General features: G+C 64.1%; 17 protein-coding genes. 12 read left to right on the top strand and 5 right to left on the bottom strand.

Features of this window, described 5'->3' with window-relative positions; genetic code table 11:
* The gene (locus JMY29_RS15150) at nucleotides 1-1,464 is read left to right on the top strand and encodes a dihydrolipoamide acetyltransferase family protein (protein WP_189075328.1); all 1,464 of its coding nucleotides are present in this window, start codon (nucleotides 1-3) and stop codon (nucleotides 1,462-1,464) included.
* A gap of 320 nt (nucleotides 1,465-1,784) precedes the next feature.
* On the opposite strand, the gene JMY29_RS15145 is transcribed toward JMY29_RS15150, so the two are convergent.
* The 3 genes from JMY29_RS15145 to JMY29_RS15135 all read right to left on the bottom strand — a co-directional run bounded on the left by JMY29_RS15145 (nucleotide 1,785) and on the right by JMY29_RS15135 (nucleotide 3,501).
* Nucleotides 1,785-2,468, bottom strand: coding sequence for a hypothetical protein (locus tag JMY29_RS15145; protein ID WP_081623320.1), 684 nt, complete (start codon nucleotides 2,466-2,468; stop codon nucleotides 1,785-1,787).
* A 93-nt stretch (nucleotides 2,469-2,561) separates the two neighbouring features.
* Nucleotides 2,562-3,047, bottom strand: coding sequence for a hypothetical protein (locus tag JMY29_RS15140; RefSeq protein ID WP_189075327.1), 486 nt, complete (start codon nucleotides 3,045-3,047; stop codon nucleotides 2,562-2,564).
* Complete coding sequence (locus tag JMY29_RS15135; RefSeq protein WP_189075326.1) at nucleotides 3,034-3,501, bottom strand: MarR family winged helix-turn-helix transcriptional regulator; 468 nt, start codon at nucleotides 3,499-3,501, stop codon at nucleotides 3,034-3,036. Before JMY29_RS15135 ends, JMY29_RS15140 begins: the two co-directional genes overlap by 14 nt.
* A gap of 63 nt (nucleotides 3,502-3,564) precedes the next feature.
* Here JMY29_RS15135 and JMY29_RS15130 point away from each other — a divergent pair, with 63 nt between their 5' ends.
* The 7 genes from JMY29_RS15130 to JMY29_RS15100 all read left to right on the top strand — a co-directional run bounded on the left by JMY29_RS15130 (nucleotide 3,565) and on the right by JMY29_RS15100 (nucleotide 13,447).
* Complete coding sequence (locus JMY29_RS15130; RefSeq protein ID WP_018776863.1) at nucleotides 3,565-3,933, top strand: VOC family protein; 369 nt, start codon at nucleotides 3,565-3,567, stop codon at nucleotides 3,931-3,933.
* A gap of 339 nt (nucleotides 3,934-4,272) precedes the next feature.
* Nucleotides 4,273-5,799: a superantigen-like protein SSL4 gene (locus JMY29_RS15125; protein ID WP_189075325.1), complete on the top strand. Its 1,527-nt coding sequence runs from the start codon at nucleotides 4,273-4,275 to the stop codon at nucleotides 5,797-5,799.
* A gap of 259 nt (nucleotides 5,800-6,058) precedes the next feature.
* Complete coding sequence (locus JMY29_RS15120; protein ID WP_064721513.1) at nucleotides 6,059-8,230, top strand: S8 family serine peptidase; 2,172 nt, start codon at nucleotides 6,059-6,061, stop codon at nucleotides 8,228-8,230.
* Nucleotides 8,231-8,331: 101 nt separating this feature from the next.
* A complete protein-coding gene (locus JMY29_RS15115; protein ID WP_227453550.1) occupies nucleotides 8,332-9,204 on the top strand; it encodes an MBL fold metallo-hydrolase in 873 nt (290 codons plus the stop codon).
* A 112-nt stretch (nucleotides 9,205-9,316) separates the two neighbouring features.
* Nucleotides 9,317-10,381: a hypothetical protein gene (locus JMY29_RS15110; RefSeq protein WP_189075324.1), complete on the top strand. Its 1,065-nt coding sequence runs from the start codon at nucleotides 9,317-9,319 to the stop codon at nucleotides 10,379-10,381.
* Between the two features lie 98 nt (nucleotides 10,382-10,479).
* Nucleotides 10,480-12,099, top strand: coding sequence for a beta strand repeat-containing protein (locus tag JMY29_RS15105; protein WP_189075323.1), 1,620 nt, complete (start codon nucleotides 10,480-10,482; stop codon nucleotides 12,097-12,099).
* 130 nt (nucleotides 12,100-12,229) lie between these two features.
* Nucleotides 12,230-13,447: an MFS transporter gene (locus JMY29_RS15100; protein ID WP_189075322.1), complete on the top strand. Its 1,218-nt coding sequence runs from the start codon at nucleotides 12,230-12,232 to the stop codon at nucleotides 13,445-13,447.
* 91 nt (nucleotides 13,448-13,538) lie between these two features.
* On the opposite strand, the gene JMY29_RS15095 is transcribed toward JMY29_RS15100, so the two are convergent.
* Nucleotides 13,539-14,876, bottom strand: a complete 1,338-nt coding sequence (locus tag JMY29_RS15095; RefSeq protein ID WP_189075321.1) for an acyltransferase family protein — start codon at nucleotides 14,874-14,876, stop codon at nucleotides 13,539-13,541.
* Nucleotides 14,877-15,084: 208 nt separating this feature from the next.
* Here JMY29_RS15095 and JMY29_RS15090 point away from each other — a divergent pair, with 208 nt between their 5' ends.
* A complete protein-coding gene (locus JMY29_RS15090; protein WP_189075320.1) occupies nucleotides 15,085-15,330 on the top strand; it encodes a hypothetical protein in 246 nt (81 codons plus the stop codon).
* Between the two features lie 48 nt (nucleotides 15,331-15,378).
* Here JMY29_RS15090 and JMY29_RS15085 read toward each other — a convergent pair whose 3' ends face one another.
* Nucleotides 15,379-16,290: a phosphatase PAP2 family protein gene (locus tag JMY29_RS15085; protein ID WP_189075319.1), complete on the bottom strand. Its 912-nt coding sequence runs from the start codon at nucleotides 16,288-16,290 to the stop codon at nucleotides 15,379-15,381.
* Nucleotides 16,291-16,444: 154 nt separating this feature from the next.
* On the opposite strand from JMY29_RS15085, the gene JMY29_RS15080 reads away from it, so the two are divergent.
* The 3 genes from JMY29_RS15080 to JMY29_RS15070 are packed head-to-tail and all read left to right on the top strand — an operon-like array spanning nucleotide 16,445 to nucleotide 19,706.
* Nucleotides 16,445-17,863 (top strand): ABC transporter substrate-binding protein, encoded by a 1,419-nt coding sequence (locus JMY29_RS15080; protein WP_018776853.1) that lies wholly within the window; start codon nucleotides 16,445-16,447, stop codon nucleotides 17,861-17,863.
* A complete protein-coding gene (locus JMY29_RS15075; protein ID WP_082010223.1) occupies nucleotides 17,860-18,825 on the top strand; it encodes a carbohydrate ABC transporter permease in 966 nt (321 codons plus the stop codon). The genes JMY29_RS15080 and JMY29_RS15075 overlap by 4 nt, the downstream gene beginning before the upstream one ends.
* Nucleotides 18,826-18,833: 8 nt before the next feature.
* Nucleotides 18,834-19,706, top strand: a complete 873-nt coding sequence (locus JMY29_RS15070) for a carbohydrate ABC transporter permease (RefSeq protein WP_018776851.1) — start codon at nucleotides 18,834-18,836, stop codon at nucleotides 19,704-19,706.
* The last annotated feature ends 23 nt before the right edge of the window (nucleotides 19,707-19,729 follow it).

Below are 19,729 nucleotides of genomic sequence, written 5' to 3'. Positions count from 1 at the left end.
ATGAGTTCAGATATGCAGGTCTTCAAACTGCCCGACCTCGGAGAAGGACTCACCGAAGCCGAACTGGTGAACTGGCTCGTCGCCGTCGGTGACGAGATCGTGGTCGACCAGCCCATCGCCGAGGTTGAAACCGCCAAGTCCATGGTTGAGGTGCCCTCGCCTTACGCCGGTACCGTCGCCGAGCTGCACGGGGAAGCCGGCCAAACGCTCGACGTCGGCAAGCCGCTGATCTCGATCGCCCGTGCTGGTGCGGGGTCGGGTTCGCCCGCTGCCGCGGCTCCGGCTGCCCTGTCCTCCGGGATTGAGGCGTCGCCCGCCGTGGAAGCCGCAGCTGAGACGTACCGGACCGAGGAAAAGGCCGGCTCCGGGAATGTACTGATCGGCTACGGCACGCCCGGGGGAGCGACCGGCGGCCGGACGCGCCCGCGCAAGGCGAGTGTCGCCGTCGTCGACCGGGCAGCCGAGCGTGTGGCTGAGCCGGCTGCAGTAGCTGAACCGGTTCTTGAGCCGGCTGTGGCCGGGACGCGCATCCCGGGCAAACTCAGCGCTGTCATCTCGCCGCTGGTACGGAAGATGGCACGGGATCACGGTGTTTCGCTTGACGCGATTGAGGGTTCGGGCGCGAGCGGGCTGATCATGCGCAGGGACGTTGAAGCTGCGATTTCTGCACCGGAGGCTCCGGTTGCTGCTGCGCCTCCTGCTGAGGCTCCTGCTGTTGCTTCTGCTGTTGCGGGGGCCGTTGATGGCCGCACCGGTTTGGCTGTGTCTGCCCGGACGCCTGTCCGTGGAGTCCGCAAGGCAGTGGCTGCAAACATGACGAAGAGCCGCTCGGAGATCCCCGAAGCCACGGTATGGGTGGATGTGGACGCAACCGCGCTCCTGGAGATGCGGGCCGAGCTCAAGAAGCGCGCTCCGCACGACACTCCTGGCCTGCTGGCCTTCATCGCTCGTTTTGTCACGGCTGGGTTAAAAAAGTATCCGGCCCTGAACACGCGCTTTGAAACCGCAGCCGACGGCTCCCAGGAAATCGTGGGCTTCGATGGAATCAACCTCGGTTTCGCCGCCCAGACCGACCGCGGACTCGTGGTCCCGTCGGTGCGCAACGCCCACGGGATGAGCGCCCGCGAACTCGACGCAGAGATCCGGCGACTCACCGCCGTCGCACGTGACGGAAAGGGGACCCCTACGGAACTGGGCTCCGGCACCTTCACGCTGAACAACTACGGTGTGTTCGGCGTGGACGGCTCGGCCGCGATCATCAACTACCCGGAAGTTGCGATGCTCGGCGTCGGCCGCATCATCGACAAGCCCTGGGTGGTCAACGGAGAGCTGGCCGTCCGCAAGGTCACCGAACTGACCCTGGCTTTCGACCACCGGGTGTGCGACGGCGAAACCGCCGCAGGCTTCCTGCGCTACGTGGCCGACGCGATCGAAAACCCGGGCGGCGCGCTCGCAGACATGTAACCCCTCGACGCTTGCTCACGTTCCCCGCCCTTGGGTCGGACGCTTGCTCACGTCCCGCGCCCTTGGGCCGGACGCTTGCTCACGTCCCGCGCCCTTGGGCCGGACGCTTGCTCACGTTCCGCGCCCTTGGGCCGGACGCTCGCTCACTGTCCAAGGGCTATGGGACGTTGGAGAATCTCTTGATTTACCGTAGGCGCCGAACCCGGCCACTCGCCGTATCGGGCCACGAGATCGGCCCCCGTCGCCGGGCACTGTGCATCCGGCGAGCAACGCTGCGCAGAGCAACATGACGGCCATGCCCGCTCCTGGGTGTTGACCCCTCATTTGCCGGGCGGATCAATGTCGGCGCGCTCGGCGATCACGATGTCCTTAACATCGGTGACGTCTGAAGGCTCCGGCGCTGGGGCGAACAATGACACGGGAAGCATGGCATCGGCGCAGTCCAAAGCCGGGACGCTCGCTGAGGATTCCACCCGCATGGTGCCGTCAGCCAGCCGTTCCATCCGGTACTCGACGCCGTGGCCCTTCAGCTGGGAAGGCACTTCTCCCTTTTCCGAAGACCACGCAGTTGCTCTGCACCCCCTGACAGCTGCCCGGTTCGGGTCGCCCCGGAAGTTGGGCGTCACAGAGAGGGGCAAGAACGGCGTTGGCCCGGGAAGGATGTCCGGGCGCCGTCTCTGTTTCACGTCGTCGAATGCCGGTCTCGCTGCACGGCTCCGCATATCCCTGCCGGCCGTTCGGACGAGCTCAGGTATCGAGAAATCGTTGATGTTGCGGGCCACGGCTTCTGCTTCGAGGAAGTCCCTTGTGGCCTGTACCCACGGGTCGGACTCCAACGGTCCTGTGGGTGCAGCCCCCTGCCATTCGACGGTCGGGTACGGCGGCGCCGGCCGCTTTTCAACCCTGCATCCTGCCAGCCCGCCGGCCGTAACTGCGGTGAGCACAACGATTGCCGTAGCCGAAAGCAGACGGCGATGCCGCCGTCGTGAATTTGTATTGCGCATATCTTCCCCCAAAGTGCCCAAGGTTCCCGGGCACCTTCCACCCTAGGCGGACCGGGCCGATGCCGCGATGGGCACCCCAGCCCATGCGTGTCGTCAGCCCGCTGAGCGGAGCGACGGCGGAAGCGACGGCGGGGACGCGGGCCAGGTGCCGTATCGCTCGTCAAGGTCCTGGTTGGCGAGCTCCAGCGAGGATCCGCCACCGTATTGCTCCGAATTGATCCTCAAGGACACCAGTAGTGTCTTTGTTTTCTCCGGCGTCTGCCCCGTCCCATCAAAGGTCAGGCGCACAAACTGTCCCCGATCCACCTCGTCCTGGGAGGCCAGTTGTGCCAGCGAGTAGTCAAGAAGCGCCGCCGGATCGCCGGCGAAGGCGTCCGTTACGGACAGCGTCGCGTTGACGTAGGCCGTCGTACCGTTCCGCGCACGGTCCGCTTGGAACGTCGCGCCGGGGATTTCCGAAACGGCTGCTTCAGCTGCCGCCATTGGGCGCGACGGTGCGGCGGGTGTGGTGCAACCGCTCAGCAGGACACCAACGACGGCGGCTGCGGCACCTTTCCGGAGGGTGCTAATGATCCGCATCGTTTGCATCCTGGTTGTCGTCGCGCAGGGAGTGGACCATGCTTCGCAGGATCCTGAGCGCTGTTGATTGGTCCTCTTTTGTCATGCCGGCCAGCATCCTGAGCTCAACCTCCCTGACCGCAGTGGTCGCCTTCTCCAGCTTTCGCCGGCCAAGGGGGGTGAGCTGCGTAGGCAGGACTTTTCCAACCCGGGCTTCTGCCGGTCGCGTTACGTAACCGTCCCGCTCCAGTGCTTGGAGCAGGACATTCATGGATTGCCGTGTCACGAACGCCCCACGGGCCAGTTCGGAGTTCGACAAACCGGGGCGTTGCGCAAGAAGCTCCAGGCACGAGTAGTGGGTCACGGTCATCCCGAGCGGCCGAAGTGCTGCCTCCATGGCGACGCGGAGGGCGCTCGAGGCTTCCTTCAGCAGATAGCCCAGTGACGTGGTGAGGTCGATCCCGCGTTGACTCATGTCAGTATTCTGACATACGTTGATGCGTGTCAGATAACTGACATAGAACTAAGGAGTTCCACCATGCCTGTCACCGGCCCCGACTTCATCTCCCTCCAAGTCCGTGATCTCGACGCCTCGCGGGCGTTCTACGAGAACTACCTCGGCCTCATCCGCTCGCAGGCCGGCCCGCCCCACGCCGTCGTCTTCGAAACCAGGCCCATAGCCTTCGCGCTGAGGAGCATCGTCCCGGGTACTGATTTGGAATCCGTCGACCAACCCGGCATCGGCGCCGCTATCTGGTTGCACGCCACCGATGTCCAGGAAATCCACGACGCCCTGGCACGTGACGGCCACCCAATCGTCACGGCTCCGATCGACGGGCCGTTCGGTCGCACCGTCACCTTTGCCGACCCCGATGGATACCACGTCACGCTTCACGACCGGACCTAGGCAAAGAATGCGGGTGAGCTGTGGTGGTTCGCTCACCCGCAAATAAGAGACGTTGATCACTCTTCCGCATCTCGACATCACAAAACGCGGCCTGAAAACACGAACTTGCTGAGGGACCCCCTGCGCTGGATGCGCGGGCCGCCGTCCTTTGTTCTCGTTTAGTTCAAGTTGAAGGAAATAATGCTGAAACGTCTCGCCGCGGGTTTGGCCGCGTCAACTCTGTTGGTTGCGGGGGTATTTGCTGCGCAGTTAGGCATGCCAACTCCCGCAACCGCAGTGGCACCCCCAAACGCAAGCACCTCCTTTGAGGCTCCACCTTGCCCGGGTACCACCGCACATGTGACCGACCCGTCCACCACCGTCGAGGGAGTCAGCCTCGCCAACTACAACCGCGGGCTCGTCGTTCCCCTGTACACCGCCAACGGTGTCGCTCCTAACGGCGGCGATGCCACTGTTCCTCTGTGCGGCGTGCGGTACGCAACCGAAGCTGAAGGAGGACCCGCAAACGGCGGTCCAGTGAGCGCCTGGATGTACTGCACGGACCCGGAACTGCAGTCGTGCATCGATGGCCGCCCGCTTCATGACGACGTTGACAAGAACTCTGGCATGACCGACTTCCAACGTCGCGCCTTCGCCTATATCGTTCAGAACGGGTTCCAGTACACCAGCGGAACCGAAAGCGTATTCGTCACCTCTGATACGGACTCCGAGTCGCGCTACCGGGTTCAGCAGCTGGCCTGGTGCGTCGCGGATTACAACAACTTGCGGGAATACGCCCAGTCCATCTGTGATGAAAGCAAGCTGGGCCCGAACGATATCGAGGAGACACTCGACTTCCTGGCCGTGCCGTACGTTCCCGAGCTGGGCATTTCGCCGGCAACCCAGGGCCCCCTTTCTGTCGGCGACGAAGCGCGGGTAACGCTGAAAACCAACGTTGCAGGTACTCCCATCAACCTCTCGGCCTCCACGGGAAACGTAACCCTGTGCCCGGATGAAACAGACGCCACGCTGCGAGGCAACCTCCTGACTGTGGACACGCAGCCCGTCGTTGGCGATTCCGTTGACGTCGATCTCTGTGTCACGGTTGACCAGCCCGGCACCCTGAAGCTGTCCGCCTCCGTGGTTCCGGCTACCGATGACAGCCTCAACTGGTTCCACAACGGCGACACTGACTGCCAGGTTTTCGCGGTCTTCAACCACGTTGACTCCAAGGTCATCAACGCTTCAGCCACGGTCACTGTGGACGAGATCCCGGTAACGCCGACGCCGACTCCGACTCCGACGCCTTCGGAGACGAAGCCGGTTGAGACGCCGACGCCGACTCCGACGCCTTCGGAGACGAAGCCGGTTGAGACGCCGACTCCGACGCCTTCGGAGACGAAGCCGGTTGAGACGCCGACGCCGACTCCGACGCCTTCGGAGACGAAGCCGGTTGAGACGCCGACGCCGACCCCGTCGCCTTCGGAGACGAAGCCGGTTGAGACGCCGACGCCGACCCCGTCGCCTTCGGAGACGAAGCCGGTTGAGACGCCGACCCCGACGCCGTCTGAGACGAAGCCGGTTGAGACGCCTCCGGCGACGTCGACCCCCTCGGAGACGACCCCGCCGTCGTCAACTCCCTCGGAGACGACTCCGGCCGTGGCACCGAGTGAGGACAGCTGCGAGGAAATCCCGGGCGTCGCAGGTAATGGAACCTCGAATTCGGGTGTTTGCGCGGACAGGTCCGTGAACGAGGGCTCGGATGAGAACCTGGCCTCCACTGGTGCCCAGGCGACTCCCTACGTAGCGATCGCTGCGGTTCTTGTCCTCTTCGGGCTGGTCCTGATGTTGGTCACCCGCAGGAAGGCAGCTTCCCGTCACAGCTAATCGTCACTAGCGGTAGGCACCAGCCCATTACGGCATCCCGTCGGATGCTGTAGTGGGCTGGTCCTGCTTTATCCGGCACCGTTACCGTCACAAATGTGACGGTGTGCACGGAGAGTCGAGAGTCAGCTTACAATTTCCTGGGGGTCAGCTGGTGGTCTCCAGTTGCCCGCGATCAGCCGTTCAAGGCTGCCGCGATTTTTCCCTAGGATGCCCAGTGAATAATCCCCGACTCCGTTCTCTAAGAACTATTGGCTTAGCCATGACCACGCTTCTGATCACCGGAGGACTGGCCGTCCAGCCAGCCGCTGCTGACCAGATCAACATCATCCCGAGCACCCCCAAGGTCCTCAAGGCCGCGGCAGAGACCCCCACTGACCAGTTCATCGTGGGTATTCGCGACAGCGCAGCCCAGGCTGCTGCGGTGAAGGCCGAGAACGCGGCGGACAAAGCAGCCACCAAGCTGGGTGTGCAGGCCAAGAGCTCCCGTGAAAATGCCACCGGGGGTCACGTCATCAAGCTCGATGAGGCACTTTCGGCAACGGAGGCCCAGGCTTTCGTGGAAACCCTTCGCGCGGATCCCAACGTGGCCTACGCAGAGGCTGACGACATCATGCGTCCCACCTCGCACTCACAGGACTACGGCTACTTGGAGCAGTGGAACCTGTGGGACAACCTGTCCGGCGTCCGCACCCCGGGTGCCTGGGACTACAACCACGGCGAAGGCGTAGTTGTTGCCGTGGTGGACACTGGCATCACCAACCACCCTGAACTCAACGCCAATGTGTTGCCCGGCTACGACATGATTTCCAGCGCCGCCGATGCGCGGGATGGCAACGGCCGCGATCCCGACCCCACGGACCAGGGCGACTGGGTGCCGGCGGAAGAGTGTGAATCCGGCAGCCCCGCCGAGAACTCCTCATGGCACGGAACCCATGTGGCCGGAATCGTGGCGGCCCTCGGAAACAACAGCATCGGCATCTCCGGCGTTGCGCCGGGTGCCAGGATTCTCCCCGTCCGGGCGCTTGGCGTCTGTGGCGGCTACAGCTCCGATATCGCCGATTCGATCATCTGGGCTGCAGGTGGCGTAGTGGCTGATGCTCCCGTGAACCCCAACCCGGCCAAGGTCATTAACCTCAGCCTGGGCGGCATCAAAGAGTGCTCCACCACTTACCAGAACGCCATCAACTTTGCGTACAACGCCGGCGCCGTGGTTGTTGCCTCGGCAGGTAACTCCAACCGCCCTGCGGCTGATGCCAGCCCTGCCAACTGCCAGAACGTCGTCGCCGTAGCTGCCAGCGACAAAGCCGGAGCCCGGGCCGTGTACTCCAACTACGGTCCCACCGTGGACGTCACGGCACCCGGTGGCGACATGTCGGTTGACGTGAGCCGCGGAATTTTGTCCACCCTGAACTACGGAACCACCACGCCCGGCGAGCCCGCTTTCGCCTGGATGGAGGGAACGTCCATGGCCGCTCCCCACGTGGCGGGCGTTGCAGCTCTTCTTATGTCCGCCGAGGGCAGCACCGTCACTCCTGCACAGGTGGAGCAGCAGCTCAAAGAGTCTGCCAGGCCGCTGCCGGGTGGCTGCTCGGCCGGATGCGGCGCAGGCCTGGTGGATGCCACCGCAGCATTGAAGAAGTTCGGTGGCACCGCCCCCGCTGCAGCACTGAACAAGAAGCTCACCGACTTCAACGGAGACGGCACCAGCGACGTCATTGCCCGCGATGGCAGCGGTGCCCTGTGGCTTTACCGGGGCAACGGCTACGGAGGCTGGAAGGGCGGCCGCACCCAGATCGGTGTGGGCTGGAACGGCATGACCTCCATCGAGGCACCGGGCGACTTCAACGGCGACGGCTACGCAGATGTCATTGCCCGCGACGGCAACGGCGTGCTTTGGCTTTACCCGGGCAACGGTTGGGGCGGCCTGCTGGGCGCCCGTCAGATCGGTGCCGGCTGGAACGTGATGACCTCCATCAAGGCATCAGGTGACTTCAACGGCGACGCAACTGCTGACATCATTGCCCGCGACGGCAACGGCGTGCTCTGGCTTTACCCGGGCAACGGCACCGGCGGCTGGCTGCAGCCTCGCCAGATCGGCGCCGGCTGGAACATCATGACGGCCATCGACGGCGTAGGTGACTTCAACGGCGACGGCAAAGCAGACATCATTGCCCGCAACGGGTCCGGAGCACTCCTGCTCTACCCGGGGAACGGCACGGGCGGGTGGCTGGCCACCAGCCAAATCGGCTCCGGCTGGAACATCTTCAACGCCATTGAGGCGCCCGGTGATTTCGACGGCGACGGCAAGGTGGACGTCCTTGGGCGCAACACAGCCGGAGATCTGCTGCTCTACACCGGCGATGGCTCCGGATGGTGGCTGCGCTTCGGCCAGGTCGGCGCCGGCTGGAACGTCATGACCGCCATTCTCTAAATCCCCGCACCGGCGGCCGGTTCATTCCGCTCCCTCCCAGCTTTCCGTGGGTAGAGTAGAGGCCTGAACATCGCCGGATTGCAGTGGATACGGAGAACGCATTGTCAGCTTGGCTGGAACTTGGACCGGACAACTACGTCTTGGAAACCGAGGGATCGTTACTCAACACCGGGCTGGTGGTGGGCTCTGAGCTCGCCATGGTCATCGATACCGGCTGCGGCCCGCGCCAAGGCCGGGAGATCCTTGCTGCGGTTCGTGAAAAGACCCAGCTGCCGCTGGTGGTGGTGAACACCCATGCGCACTACGACCACTTCTTCGGTAACGCCGTTTTCGCTGACGACGGCGTTACCGAGTTTTGGGCGCACGCCAACTGTGCGGCCACCATCGAACGCGACGCCGACAACCAGCGACGCTTCGTGGCCACCAACGAACCCGAGATGGCAGCGGGGGAGGGCGACGCCGTCGAAATTGTTGTCCCGAACGCGCTGGTCCACGACCAGCCTGTGCTGGTGGACCTCGGAGGGATCACCGCCACGCTGTTCTACCTGGGCCGCGCCCACACGGACGGCGACCTGCTGGTAGGAACCAGCTCCACCCTGTACGTGGGTGACCTGGTGGAACAGGGCGCGCACCCGTCGTTCGAGGACTCCTATCCCGAAGAGTGGGCGGATGCGCTGCGGCACATCTCGGCGCTGAGGCACCGTTACGAATTCCTGGTCCCGGGCCACGGAAAACATGTCAGTGACGAGTTCGTCAAGACAATGGCGGACACCATGGGCACGGCGGTGCGCCAGGCAACCCAGTCCATCCGCGACATGCCCTCAGACGCCACCAAGGCCATTCCAGTGCTGCCTTACGGCCCGGAACAGTCGCGCTGGTTCATCAAGCGGCTGCAGGAAACCAACGCCCAAGGACGCACCTCGCTGGGCACGGCAGACTTTGGTCCGGGGAAAACAGGCTCCTACCCGTCATAAACAAGGTTCCTTACAAATTTCTCATCTTCTTTACTCCTGACTATGGACTATTCCAATAGTCCTTCCTAGGATGAAGGCGACCAATGGTTCGCGACTACCTGGGGGTGTCGAGATGAGGGGTTCGCGCGTTTTTCCGCGTGCTGCCAGCATTCTCCGCTCCGTCATGGTCGCGGGTGCCGGTACCGCAATCTGGATGGCGCTCTCAGCCACCGCTGCAAATGCGGACGCGGGTCCTGCCGAAAAGAACCTCTTGGAGAGCACGACCTCATCGAGCTCCATCAGCATTCCGCTTCCCGACGTAGCCCTGCCGGCCGCCGTCAAGGGCTTGCTGCCGGCCGATCACCTCAACGTCCCCGTACCTGCCGTCACGCCCGTGGTGCAGCACGCGGGCGGCACAGTGGATCAGGCAGTAAGCGCCGTGCCGGTGGTCAACCAGGTCCTCCCAGGGGACACTGCGGGAACAGTCGTGAACACAGTGCTCGTTCCGGCTACAGATACCGTGGACCGCACGGTTGACGTCGTTGTCCCGCCGGTGAACTCAGCCCTGGAACCCGTGCGCCTGGAACCTGTGACCGATGTGCTCAACCCCGTGGTGGAGCCGGTGGTGGGCGTGGTCGATGCTGTTCTGCCACCCCTCGATTCCGTGGTTCCACCGGTGACCCTTCCACCCGTGGTTGTGCCTCCGGTTGCCGTTCCTGCGGAAGAGGTCCCGGCTGCACCCGTTACCAGTGGGTCAGTACCTCCGGCCGGACCGGACGCCGGCACCTCGCCGGGGACCGACGTCGTAATTCCAGCTGACCCGGCCACAAGTGCCCCGGCTGAACAAAGCCAACTTTCGGAACCGTCCGCGGCTGCGGGGGCCGCACTCGATGCATCTCCATGGGTGATGTCCACCCGTAGCTTCGGCCCCACGGGAATCACTGCGGTGCTTGGCGCCTCGTCTTCGTCCGCTGATCCGGCAACGCAGCCCGGTCTGCCGGGTGACCGCGACGCGGTCCCATCAGGCCTCGCCGGCGGCGGTTCAGCCGGGTCTTCCAACGGTCCGCCAAACCCGGCGGCAGCGTTCCTTGCCGCCGCCCTGATCATCCCTGCCGACGCACTTCCTGGCCTCGCAACGGCCAGCGACGAACAACATCCCAAGCCGGTTTCATTCGATCCCGGCTCCTCTCCTGACTAGGTCCCCAGCCTTGCTGCACCGACTTTCGCGGCAGACGGCACTACAGACGATCCGTCATCGGACGTCTCCGGGAACAAGACCTTCAGGAGAAAAAGACCATGAACACGACCATTCGCAAGTGCCTGATCGGCACCTGCTTTGCCGGGGGCATGATTGTCCTCAGCGCCACCGCAGCAAACGCCGCGGATACCACCAGCGGCAAAGACGGACTTCTGTCCGGCACGCAAGTGGTGGCGCCAGTAACAGCGCCCATCAACCTCGGCGCAACCTCTTTGGGCCTGGTGGGGGACTCGGCAGCAACCAGTTCTGCCACACCTGCTGCAACTTCGGGTTCAGCACCCGCAGCCACCACCAACGGTTCCAACGGCATCGGATCCGGGACGCAAGTCGTAGCCCCGGTAACGGTGCCCGTAAACCTGGGCTCGTCGTCAGTGGGTCTGCTGGGGGGCTCCACTGCGGCGAGCTCAGCCACACCTGCCGCCCCGGCCGGGGCAACAAGTTCGACGCCGGCAGCAACCACCGGCGGTGCCGACGGTATCGCCTCGGGAACCCAGGTTGTCGCACCGGTGACGGTCCCCATCACGGTGGGGTCGACGTCGGCCGGCGTACTCGGTGACTCGGCAGCAACTTCAGGATCAGCAGCTCCTGCACAGGCCCAAGCGCCCGCGCAGGCAACAACGTCGGGGGGAGAGGGTGTCGCGTCCGGCGCTCAGGTAGTGGCTCCGATTTCGGTCCCTGTTAACATCGGAGCCACTGCCGTGGGTGTGGCTGGGGATTCTGCGGCTACGTCCAGCGGTGGAGGTTCAGCTGCTTCTCCGGCCGGCACTGGTTCGGGTGCTTCGACGTCCGGGTCCGAGGGTATTGGTTCGGGGACGCAGGTTGTTGCTCCGATTACGGCTCCGATCAGCCTCGGTGCTACCTCGGCCGGGCTGTTGGGTGATTCCTCGGCCACGTCAGGTTCCAACGGCTCCACGGGTGGTTCGGCTCCTGCCGCTTCGGGTGCCTCCACGTCAGGATCTGATGGTATTGGTTCGGGGACGCAGGTTGTTGCTCCGATTACTGCTCCGGTGAGCGTTGGTTCAACCTCGGCCGGGCTGTTGGGTGATTCGTCAGCCACGTCCGGTTCCAACGGCTCCGCCGGCGGCACGACCGGCACCACGCCGGGTGCCTCCACATCGGGATCTGACGGAATCCTTGCAGGTACGCAGGTGATCGTTCCGATCACCGCTCCCGTAACCATTGGCTCGACTTCGGTAGGCATCGGTGGCGGTTCTGCCGGTAACGTAACACCTCCCGTTGTTACCCCGCCGGTTGTCACTCCGCCGGTAGTCACTCCTCCGGTCGTCACTCCGCCGGTTGTTACCCCTCCGGTTGTTACCCCTCCAGTAGTCACTCCTCCGGTTGTGACTCCGCCGGCCGAGTCCCCGATCACCGGAAGCCCCTCGACGGGCGGAGAACGTGGCGTTGACGAGCCCGTTGGCGGCGCCGTGACCGGAAGCGTCACTGGCGGAAGTATCGTGACCGCAGGCAGCGTCCACTCGGCTGTTGGCACCAAAGGGTCGGTGACTGCGGCAGCTTCCACCGCCGTCGGAAATGCCAAAACCCTGGCCGCTACGGGACTGGACGGCAGCTTCGCACTCTGGGCAGGAGCGTTGCTCGTGATGGGCCTGGTCCTGACCGCCCTTGGTCGTCGGAAGGCAGCAGCCATCCGCAGCTAGGGCCGAGTGGTAATTCCGCTTCGCATGTAGTTGTTGCGGCTCCGGTCTTCGGAGCCGCAACAACTGCGCGCCGCACCCAAGGCAGGGTGCGCGGTCAGTGAGGCTCTTGACGAGTTCTAGGATGAAAGGGATGACCACCACCCAAGCAGACAAGAACTTCAGCCTTCGCAGCATTGCGCTTCCGGCCTTCGGGCCCGCTCTGCTGTTCTGTATAGGCGAGGGGGCGGTCCTGCCGGTCATTGCGCTCTCGGCCCGGGAGCTGGGCGCTTCGGTGGCTGTGTCGGCGTTGATCGTGACGCTGATTGGGCTCGGCTCGTGGATCTTCAACATTCCGGCGTCGATCATCACCGAGAAGTTTGGTGAACGGTGGTCAATCGTTGGCGCCGGTGCCTTGGGAGCCATGGCCTTGGGCGCTGCGGCTTTTGCCCCGCAGGTGGAGCACGGACTCTGGTTGCTCGCGGCGTCCATGACGTTGGTGGGCATGTCCGCAAGTGTCTTCAACCTTGCCCGGCAGAAGTACCTCACCGAGGCCGTGCCGGTCATCTTCCGGGCCCGGGCGCTGTCCACTCTGGGCGGTGTCACCAGGATCGGCATCTTCATTGGACCGTTCATTGGTGCCGGCGTGATGCAGTTCGCGGGCATCAGTGGTGCGTACTGGGTGGGGTTCGCGGGAATGATGGCGGCGGCTGCCTTGTCGCTCACCATCCCGGATTTGGTCGCCCCCGACACGTCCGACGGCGGTCCGCGCCCTCCGGCGTCGACGCTGCGGAGCGTAGCGGTGTCGCACGCGGGGGTGTTCCTGAGCGTGGGTTTCGGCATCCTGCTGCTGAGCGCACTGCGGGCTTCGCGCCAGGTAGTCATCCCACTGTGGGCCGATCATCTGGGCCTCGACGCCACCCATGCTTCACTGCTGTTCGGCTTGTCCGGAGTGATCGACATGCTGGTCTTCTACCCGGCGGGGAAGCTCATGGACAGGAAGGGCCGGCAATGGGTGGCGATACCGTCCACGGTGATCATGGGGTCGGCACTGATCCTGATCCCGTTCACGGCTGGTTTTGTCCCGTTGCTCTTGGTCGCACTGCTGATCGGCTTCGGCAATGGCATCAGTTCCGGATTGATCATGACGCTGGGCGCAGACTTCTCGCCGGACAACGGGCGGAGCCATTTCCTGGGAATCTGGCGTTTCATCGCGGATTCCGGCGCCACCGGGGGACCTGTGCTGTTATCGGGGCTGACTGCTGCGGTCTCGCTCTCGGCCGGCATCTGGGCCACAGGAATACTGGGTTTCGCAGCGGCAGCGGTGTTCGCCGTCGCAATTCCGCGGCTGAAGCACCGCCGCAACTACTGAAGCGCGAGCCTTCGCTACCAACTTTTATCGTGTCCTCGCCTCAAAACAACCCCATTAGGTTGTTTCAGCGCCGATCCCGCCCCAAAGTAGGTCAGGAAGCCACGCGTCCCGCAAGCGGACGCTTCCACGCCCGGTCCGGAACCTTGCCCGTCACCAATGCCACAGCGATCACCAGCAGCACCAGCCCCCACGTCGCGTTCGCTGTGTCGAGGGCCGTCCGCATCACCACAAAGGGCGGAATGACAGCCAGAACAGTGGCAGTGATGATCCGCCACATCGCCGGCCTCGACGCACCCGGGGCCAGGGCAGTGCTTGCAAGTTCCAGCCGGACCAGCGGCATGGAGGCCAGCAGCACCAGGGCCCACGCTGCCACATAGAAGAGGGGACGGCTGAGCCACCAATCCAAGCCCGCAGGCTCAGGGAACGGAAGCCGCAGCAGCAATGCGATCCCGAACATGGCAATGATCAACGGCAGGTGCCACAGGTAGATGGTCATGGCCCGGCTGCCCACAACGAACATCACTTTCTGCACCCAGCCACGATGCACGCAGCGCTGCAGGGCCGGGTACGCAGCCTTGACCAGCAGCACATGCGCCAGGCCCACAAGGATCAGCGGAAACATCGGCGGGTTCTGGTTGGTCAGCATGTCCACGGGATACGGGCCCGAGTGAGTGAGCAGAACCATCGCCGCGTAGCAACCGACCGCAGCCAGAACCAGCTGCCAGCGCGCAAAGCGGTCGAAAAACCCGTCGGCGTAGAAGAATCCAAGCTGCTGCAGCAGTCCCCAAACGAACACCATGTTCAGCAGCCCGATCGGGTTGGAGTCGAAACCCCAGGGATTGTGCTCCAGGCCCAGGCGGAGGACATCGACGACGACGGCGCCAGCGGCCAACGCGGCGATGGTCCGGTAGGGCGCGGCTTCGTGGAGCTTGGCCATGGTGGGGACCATGGCCTGGCAGATCAGGTAGGCGGCAAGGAACCACAGCTGTACTCCTGCTCCTGCGGCGATCACGGTGAGCAGATCGCCCGGGACGCCGGCCGCCGTCGCAATCCAGAGCGCAATGGCGAGGAACGCGTACAACGCAACCGTAGGACGAACCAGGCGCAGCACACGGTTCCTTAGGTAGTCGCCGGCATCGCCTCCCTTGCGGCGCAGGCTCCGCCACGAGGTCAAGGAGGCGAAACCGCCGACGATGAAGAAGAGCGGCATGACCTGGCCGAACCATGTGCCTTGAGCAAACCAGCTCAGGGAAGTCAGCGGATTGCCGACGCCGATGCCGGATTCGTCCACGCTGATGCCCATCATGAGCAGGTGCACGGCCACCACGGCGAACATGCAGGCAACCCGGATGAAGTCGACCACCAGGTCGCGTGAGGCAGGGGCGGCCGGGTTGAGACCGCGAGGGCCGTGCTTAAGAGTGGAAGACATGGGAGCTCCTGGAGTTAACCGCTGTTTGTCCATCGAATGGAGTAACTCTAGCGCATGCGATCACATCCGTCGACGTCATTCGCGGAAACGTTGCGTCTTACCGGGTCAGGATTGCCGCTGCCGGGCGTAGCCTTGATGGGAGGGCCCGGCCAATTTCCCGAGTTTGAGGCAGTGCATTGAGGGTCCCGCCACATCCCACCAATCAAGAATGGCAGCGCTGATCACTATGCACATCAGGGAATTTTGGAATCAGCTTTCTTCCGAAACGCAGCAATGGCTCATCAATAATCCCGGCAGTGTCATCGTGCCGCGGACAGTCACGGCAATCATCAAGGGGCAGACGGGTGAGGGCGGTGCCGTAGATGGCCACGGGGGCACGGTGCTTACGGATGAGGACCGCGCCTTCATCCGGGAACAGGCCCACCGGACCCGCAGCGAAGCTGTCGAGGGCTGAGCCGTTCGGTGGGCGGGCGCCGTCGTCGGGTTTTAAGCCTTACGGGGGTCAGGCCTTGCGGGCCGCCAAACCGAACAGCCATGTACCGCCGAGCGCTGAAAGATATCCGGCGATCACGATGAAGGCCGTGCCCGCCCAGAAGTAGTCGATGGTGCTGTCCGCGCTGAGTCCGGGCATCACCTGGAGCAATGAATAGGCGGCCACCATCAAGGCGGCCAGCAATGCGGCGACGGTGAGCCAGACCCAGATCCGGGAGGCGGCCCAATGCTCGCCGTAGCCCTTCCACACGTTCCATGCGCTGCCTGTCCGCAGGACCAGCCATCCCGCCGGCAGCATCACGGCGCCCACCACCAGGAACGCGGCGATGACGTCGGCGGGGCGGTGCCATTGGTTGATGAGGGTGGAGACGCCGGTGGCCACCGCGAAGGTACTTCCGAGGAAACCGGCCAGCGGACGCCAGCGTGGGGACACCATGAGGAAGACGGCTGCCGCGGCGGAGGCGGCCAGGGTGGTGTGCCCTGACGGGAGCGAGTTCAGTTCCAGTGTCTGTACGCCGCGGTCGGGCCGGTCGGGGATGAAGAATTTGAGGATTTGGGTGGCCAGGTTGGCGGCGACGCATGCAGCCACGGCGATCCCCGCGGCCTTCCAGCGGCGGCGCGCCACCGTTACGAACAGCACCATGATGGTGGCTATTGCCAGCGAGAGCATGGGGAGCATGTCCAGGAATTCCGTGGAGGCACGGCCGGCGGTTCCGCTGAGGGCTGTCGCTTCGACCAGTGCCGACTCGTCGATGAACTGTCCAGGCGTGGTGCGCACAAAGAAGTAGTACGTCGCGACGAGGCCCACGATGCTTGCGGCCGTGGCCAGGCAGAAGAGGAAGCCTGTGCCTGCGCCTGCGTCGCGTGCTGGAAGCGGCCGTTTGCTCGACCTCCCGCTGGTGCGGAATTGCTGGGAACTCATTCTGACTAGACTGCCACAATTCGCTGGGCGCCTCATGTGAGCTCCTCCCGCGCGTTGCGGGGTTAGTGAGACACAAGCAACATTCCTGTGACACTTGACACGTGTTAGGCGCTCGTCATACGCTTCCTAACACGTGTTAGGGAAGGAAATCTACATGTCGGGAACCAATGGGGCTTTGCGCGAATTCACACGTAGAAGTGCCCTCACAGCCCTCGGCGCCGGGATCGTTGGGGTCACTGCGGCATCGTGGCCGCGCCTGACCGGGGCCGATATCCCAGGCCGGGGCGACAACAGCCTCAGCATCGCCATCATGGGCACCGCCGCGGACGCCGCAGCCCGCCAGAAGGTCATCGACGCCTTCGCAAAGGTCCACCCGGAAATCAAGGTCAAGGTCCAGGCCATCCAGGCAGTGGACTGGAAGGACTTCTTCACCAAGATCCTCACCATGGTGGCAGCAGGCACTCCGCCGGACGTCGTCTACGTCGCAACCGAAGGCGCCCAGCTGTTCGCCGAGAAGTTGGCACACCCGCTTGACGAGTACCTTCGCCGGGATGCCGACCACATGAAGGAGTACTTCGCGGACGTCCACCCCAGCCTGGTGGAAGCGTTCATGTACAAAGGCAGCCTGTTCCAGCTTCCCATCGACTGGAACGCGGCCAACATGTACTACAACACCACCGCGCTCCGGCAGGCCGGGCTGGACAGGCCGGCCGACGACTGGACCCACACCGACTTCCGGGCCACCCTCGCGGCCATGAAGAAGGCCAACCCCAAGGACTTCACACCGTACTACTGGACCAACCGCCTGTTCGGCGGCGTGGTCCCGTGGCTCTACGCCAACGACACCAGCTTCCTCAAGGAAACCAAATCCGCGGGCGGCGAATGGCTGTGGGACGGCTTCTACGCCAACGACCCCTCACGCGGCCTCCGCTCCGGCGGCTACCAATGGCTGGAACCCAACGCCGACGATCCCCGGGTCTTCGAATCCTTCGACTACCTCCGTGGACTGGTCAAGGACGGCCTTGGCGTCCGGCCCGAGGAAGGCGGCGGAAGCGCACTGATCGGCCTCTTCGCCTCCAACAGGATAGGTACGACGCCGGCAGGCGGCTATTGGGTCCAAGGCCTCCATGAAGCGGGGATGACAGAGGACGAATTCGATGTCCAGTTCTTCCCGAAATGGCGGACACAGCGGCACCAGTTCGGCACGGCAGGCTACGCGATCATGAAGACCGCCAAGGACAAGGACGCAGCCTGGGAATGGGTGAAGTTCAGCTCCAGCCTGGAGGCCATGCGGATCGTGTTCCCCACGCCGAACACCACCCCCGCCCGCCGCTCCATGGTCAATGAGCAGCTCTATGCAGGAACCGGTCCACGGAACTGGAAGGTCTTCTACGACACCTTGGACAAGTTCCCCACCACAGGTCCCATTCCGGCGCCACCCCAGCAGGCCGCCGTCGAGACCGCCCTGATGAAAAACGTAAGCCTGGCTGTCAGCGGCGACGAGCGCCAACTCAAGGACGCTCTCAACTCCATGCAGCGCGACCTTGAACTGGCCCTGAGGAGGCAGCCATGAGTACCGCAACCAGTACCTCCACGGGGACGGGAAGTGAGCCGGGCCGCCGGCAAGCGGCCCGTAAGAACGCACAGGGGACCAAGCGCGGCCGTGTGCAGCAGCGCTGGCTGCCGTGGGCATTCCTGGCCCCGACCATCGCGGGCATGGGCATCTTCACCCTGCTCCCGATCGTCGCTTCGATCGCGCTGGCCTTCTTCCGCTGGGACATCATCTCCGCGCCGACGTTCGTTGGCTTCGACAACTTTGCCGAGGTAGTCCAGGACCCCACCGTCCGGGTCTCGTTCCTGAACACCATCGTGTTCGTGGTGGTGGCGGTGGCGCTCCAGCTGGGACTGGCGCTCGGCCTGGCGATCATGGTGCAGGAGAAGCTCCCGGCCTGGCTCCGGGTGTTCTTCCGCTCTGCATTCTTCTTCCCGCTGATCCTGTCCGCGGCCTCGGTGTCGATCTTCATGCGCTACCTCTTCAACGAGCAGTTCGGCGTCGTGAACTGGTTGCTGTCCATCGTCGGCATCCCTGCGGTGCCTTGGCTGACGACGCCAGGCGGGTCGGCCGCCGTCGTGATCCTTGTGTACGTGTGGCAGAACTTCGGGTTCTCGTTCCTGCTGTTCATCGGCGGTCTGGCTTCCATTCCCGTGGAGACGTACGAGGCCGCCTCCATTGACGGCGCGACGGGTTGGCGCAAGCACTGGTTCGTCACCCTGCCCCTGCTGAGCCCCACCACCCTGGTGGCCTCGGTCATGGCCATCATCAACGCACTCCAAGTGTTCGACCAGCCCTACGTCCTCACCCGCGGCGGGCCCGGCGACTCAACGCGCACAGCCGTGATGGTGATCTTCGAGTCCGCGTTCCAACGCCTCGAGTTCGGCCAGGCTTCGGCGATCGGCGTGATCCTCACGCTCATCATCATGGCCATCACCGCCGCGCAGTTCCGGCTCAGCAAACGATTCGTCTTCTACCAGTAAGGCCCGCCATGACAACCATTCAAGAACGTGTCACCACCACGGAGCCTGTCGTCACGCGGAAGAAGCGCGATTGGTCAGTGGCCGTACGCGTCGTCGTCTTGCTGATCGCGTCCGTCTTTGTCCTGGGCCCCGTGCTGTGGACGCTGTCCACCTCGCTGCGGCCGCCGTCGGAATCCTTCAAGCTGCCGCCCGCATTCCTGCCGCTGAACCCGGACCTGACCTCCTACGAGCAAGTGTTCAAACAGCTCAACATCGTGGCCCTGGTAGTGAACAGTGCCCTGGTGACCGGGCTGATCGCCGTCGGGCAGATGATCACAGCCGCCCTGGCAGGCTACGCGTTCGCACACCTGAAATTCCGGGGACGCGGCGCGCTCTTCTCCATCGTGCTGGCCACCATGATGGTGCCCGCGCAGGTGACGATCGTGCCGGTCTTCATGCTGATCCGTGGAGTAGGTCTCTCCGACACCTTGCTGGCGCTGATTATTCCGGCCATCCCGACGGCGTTCGGCACCTTCCTGATGCGCCAATACTTCATGGGGTTGCCGGGTGAGCTCGCTGAAGCTGCTGCCATCGACGGAGCCTCGCCATGGCGGACCTTCCGCTCTGTCTACGCGCCGCTGGCCATGCCCGGCCTGGCGATCGTGGGCATCCTGGCGTTCAACTTCCACTGGAACGAGTTCTTCCGGCCCCTCATCATGACCATCTCCGAGCAGAACTTCACCCTGCCGCTGGGACTGGTGTCGCTCCAAGGCAACCTCGGCACCGGAAGCATTTCGGTGGTCCTTGCCGGTGTTGTCCTCTCCATGATTCCCGCGCTGGTGGTGTTCATGTTCGGCCAGCGCGCGCTGCAGGACGGGCTCACCGCAGGCACGGGCAAGTAGTTTCCCACTCACTCTGAAAGGTG

Origin of the sequence: Paenarthrobacter nicotinovorans (assembly GCF_021919345.1) — a bacterium.
GTDB classification, from domain to species: domain Bacteria; phylum Actinomycetota; class Actinomycetes; order Actinomycetales; family Micrococcaceae; genus Arthrobacter; species Arthrobacter nicotinovorans.
Note: the sequence above shows the minus strand (reverse complement) of the source record. Positions and strands in the feature narration are given on the sequence as shown.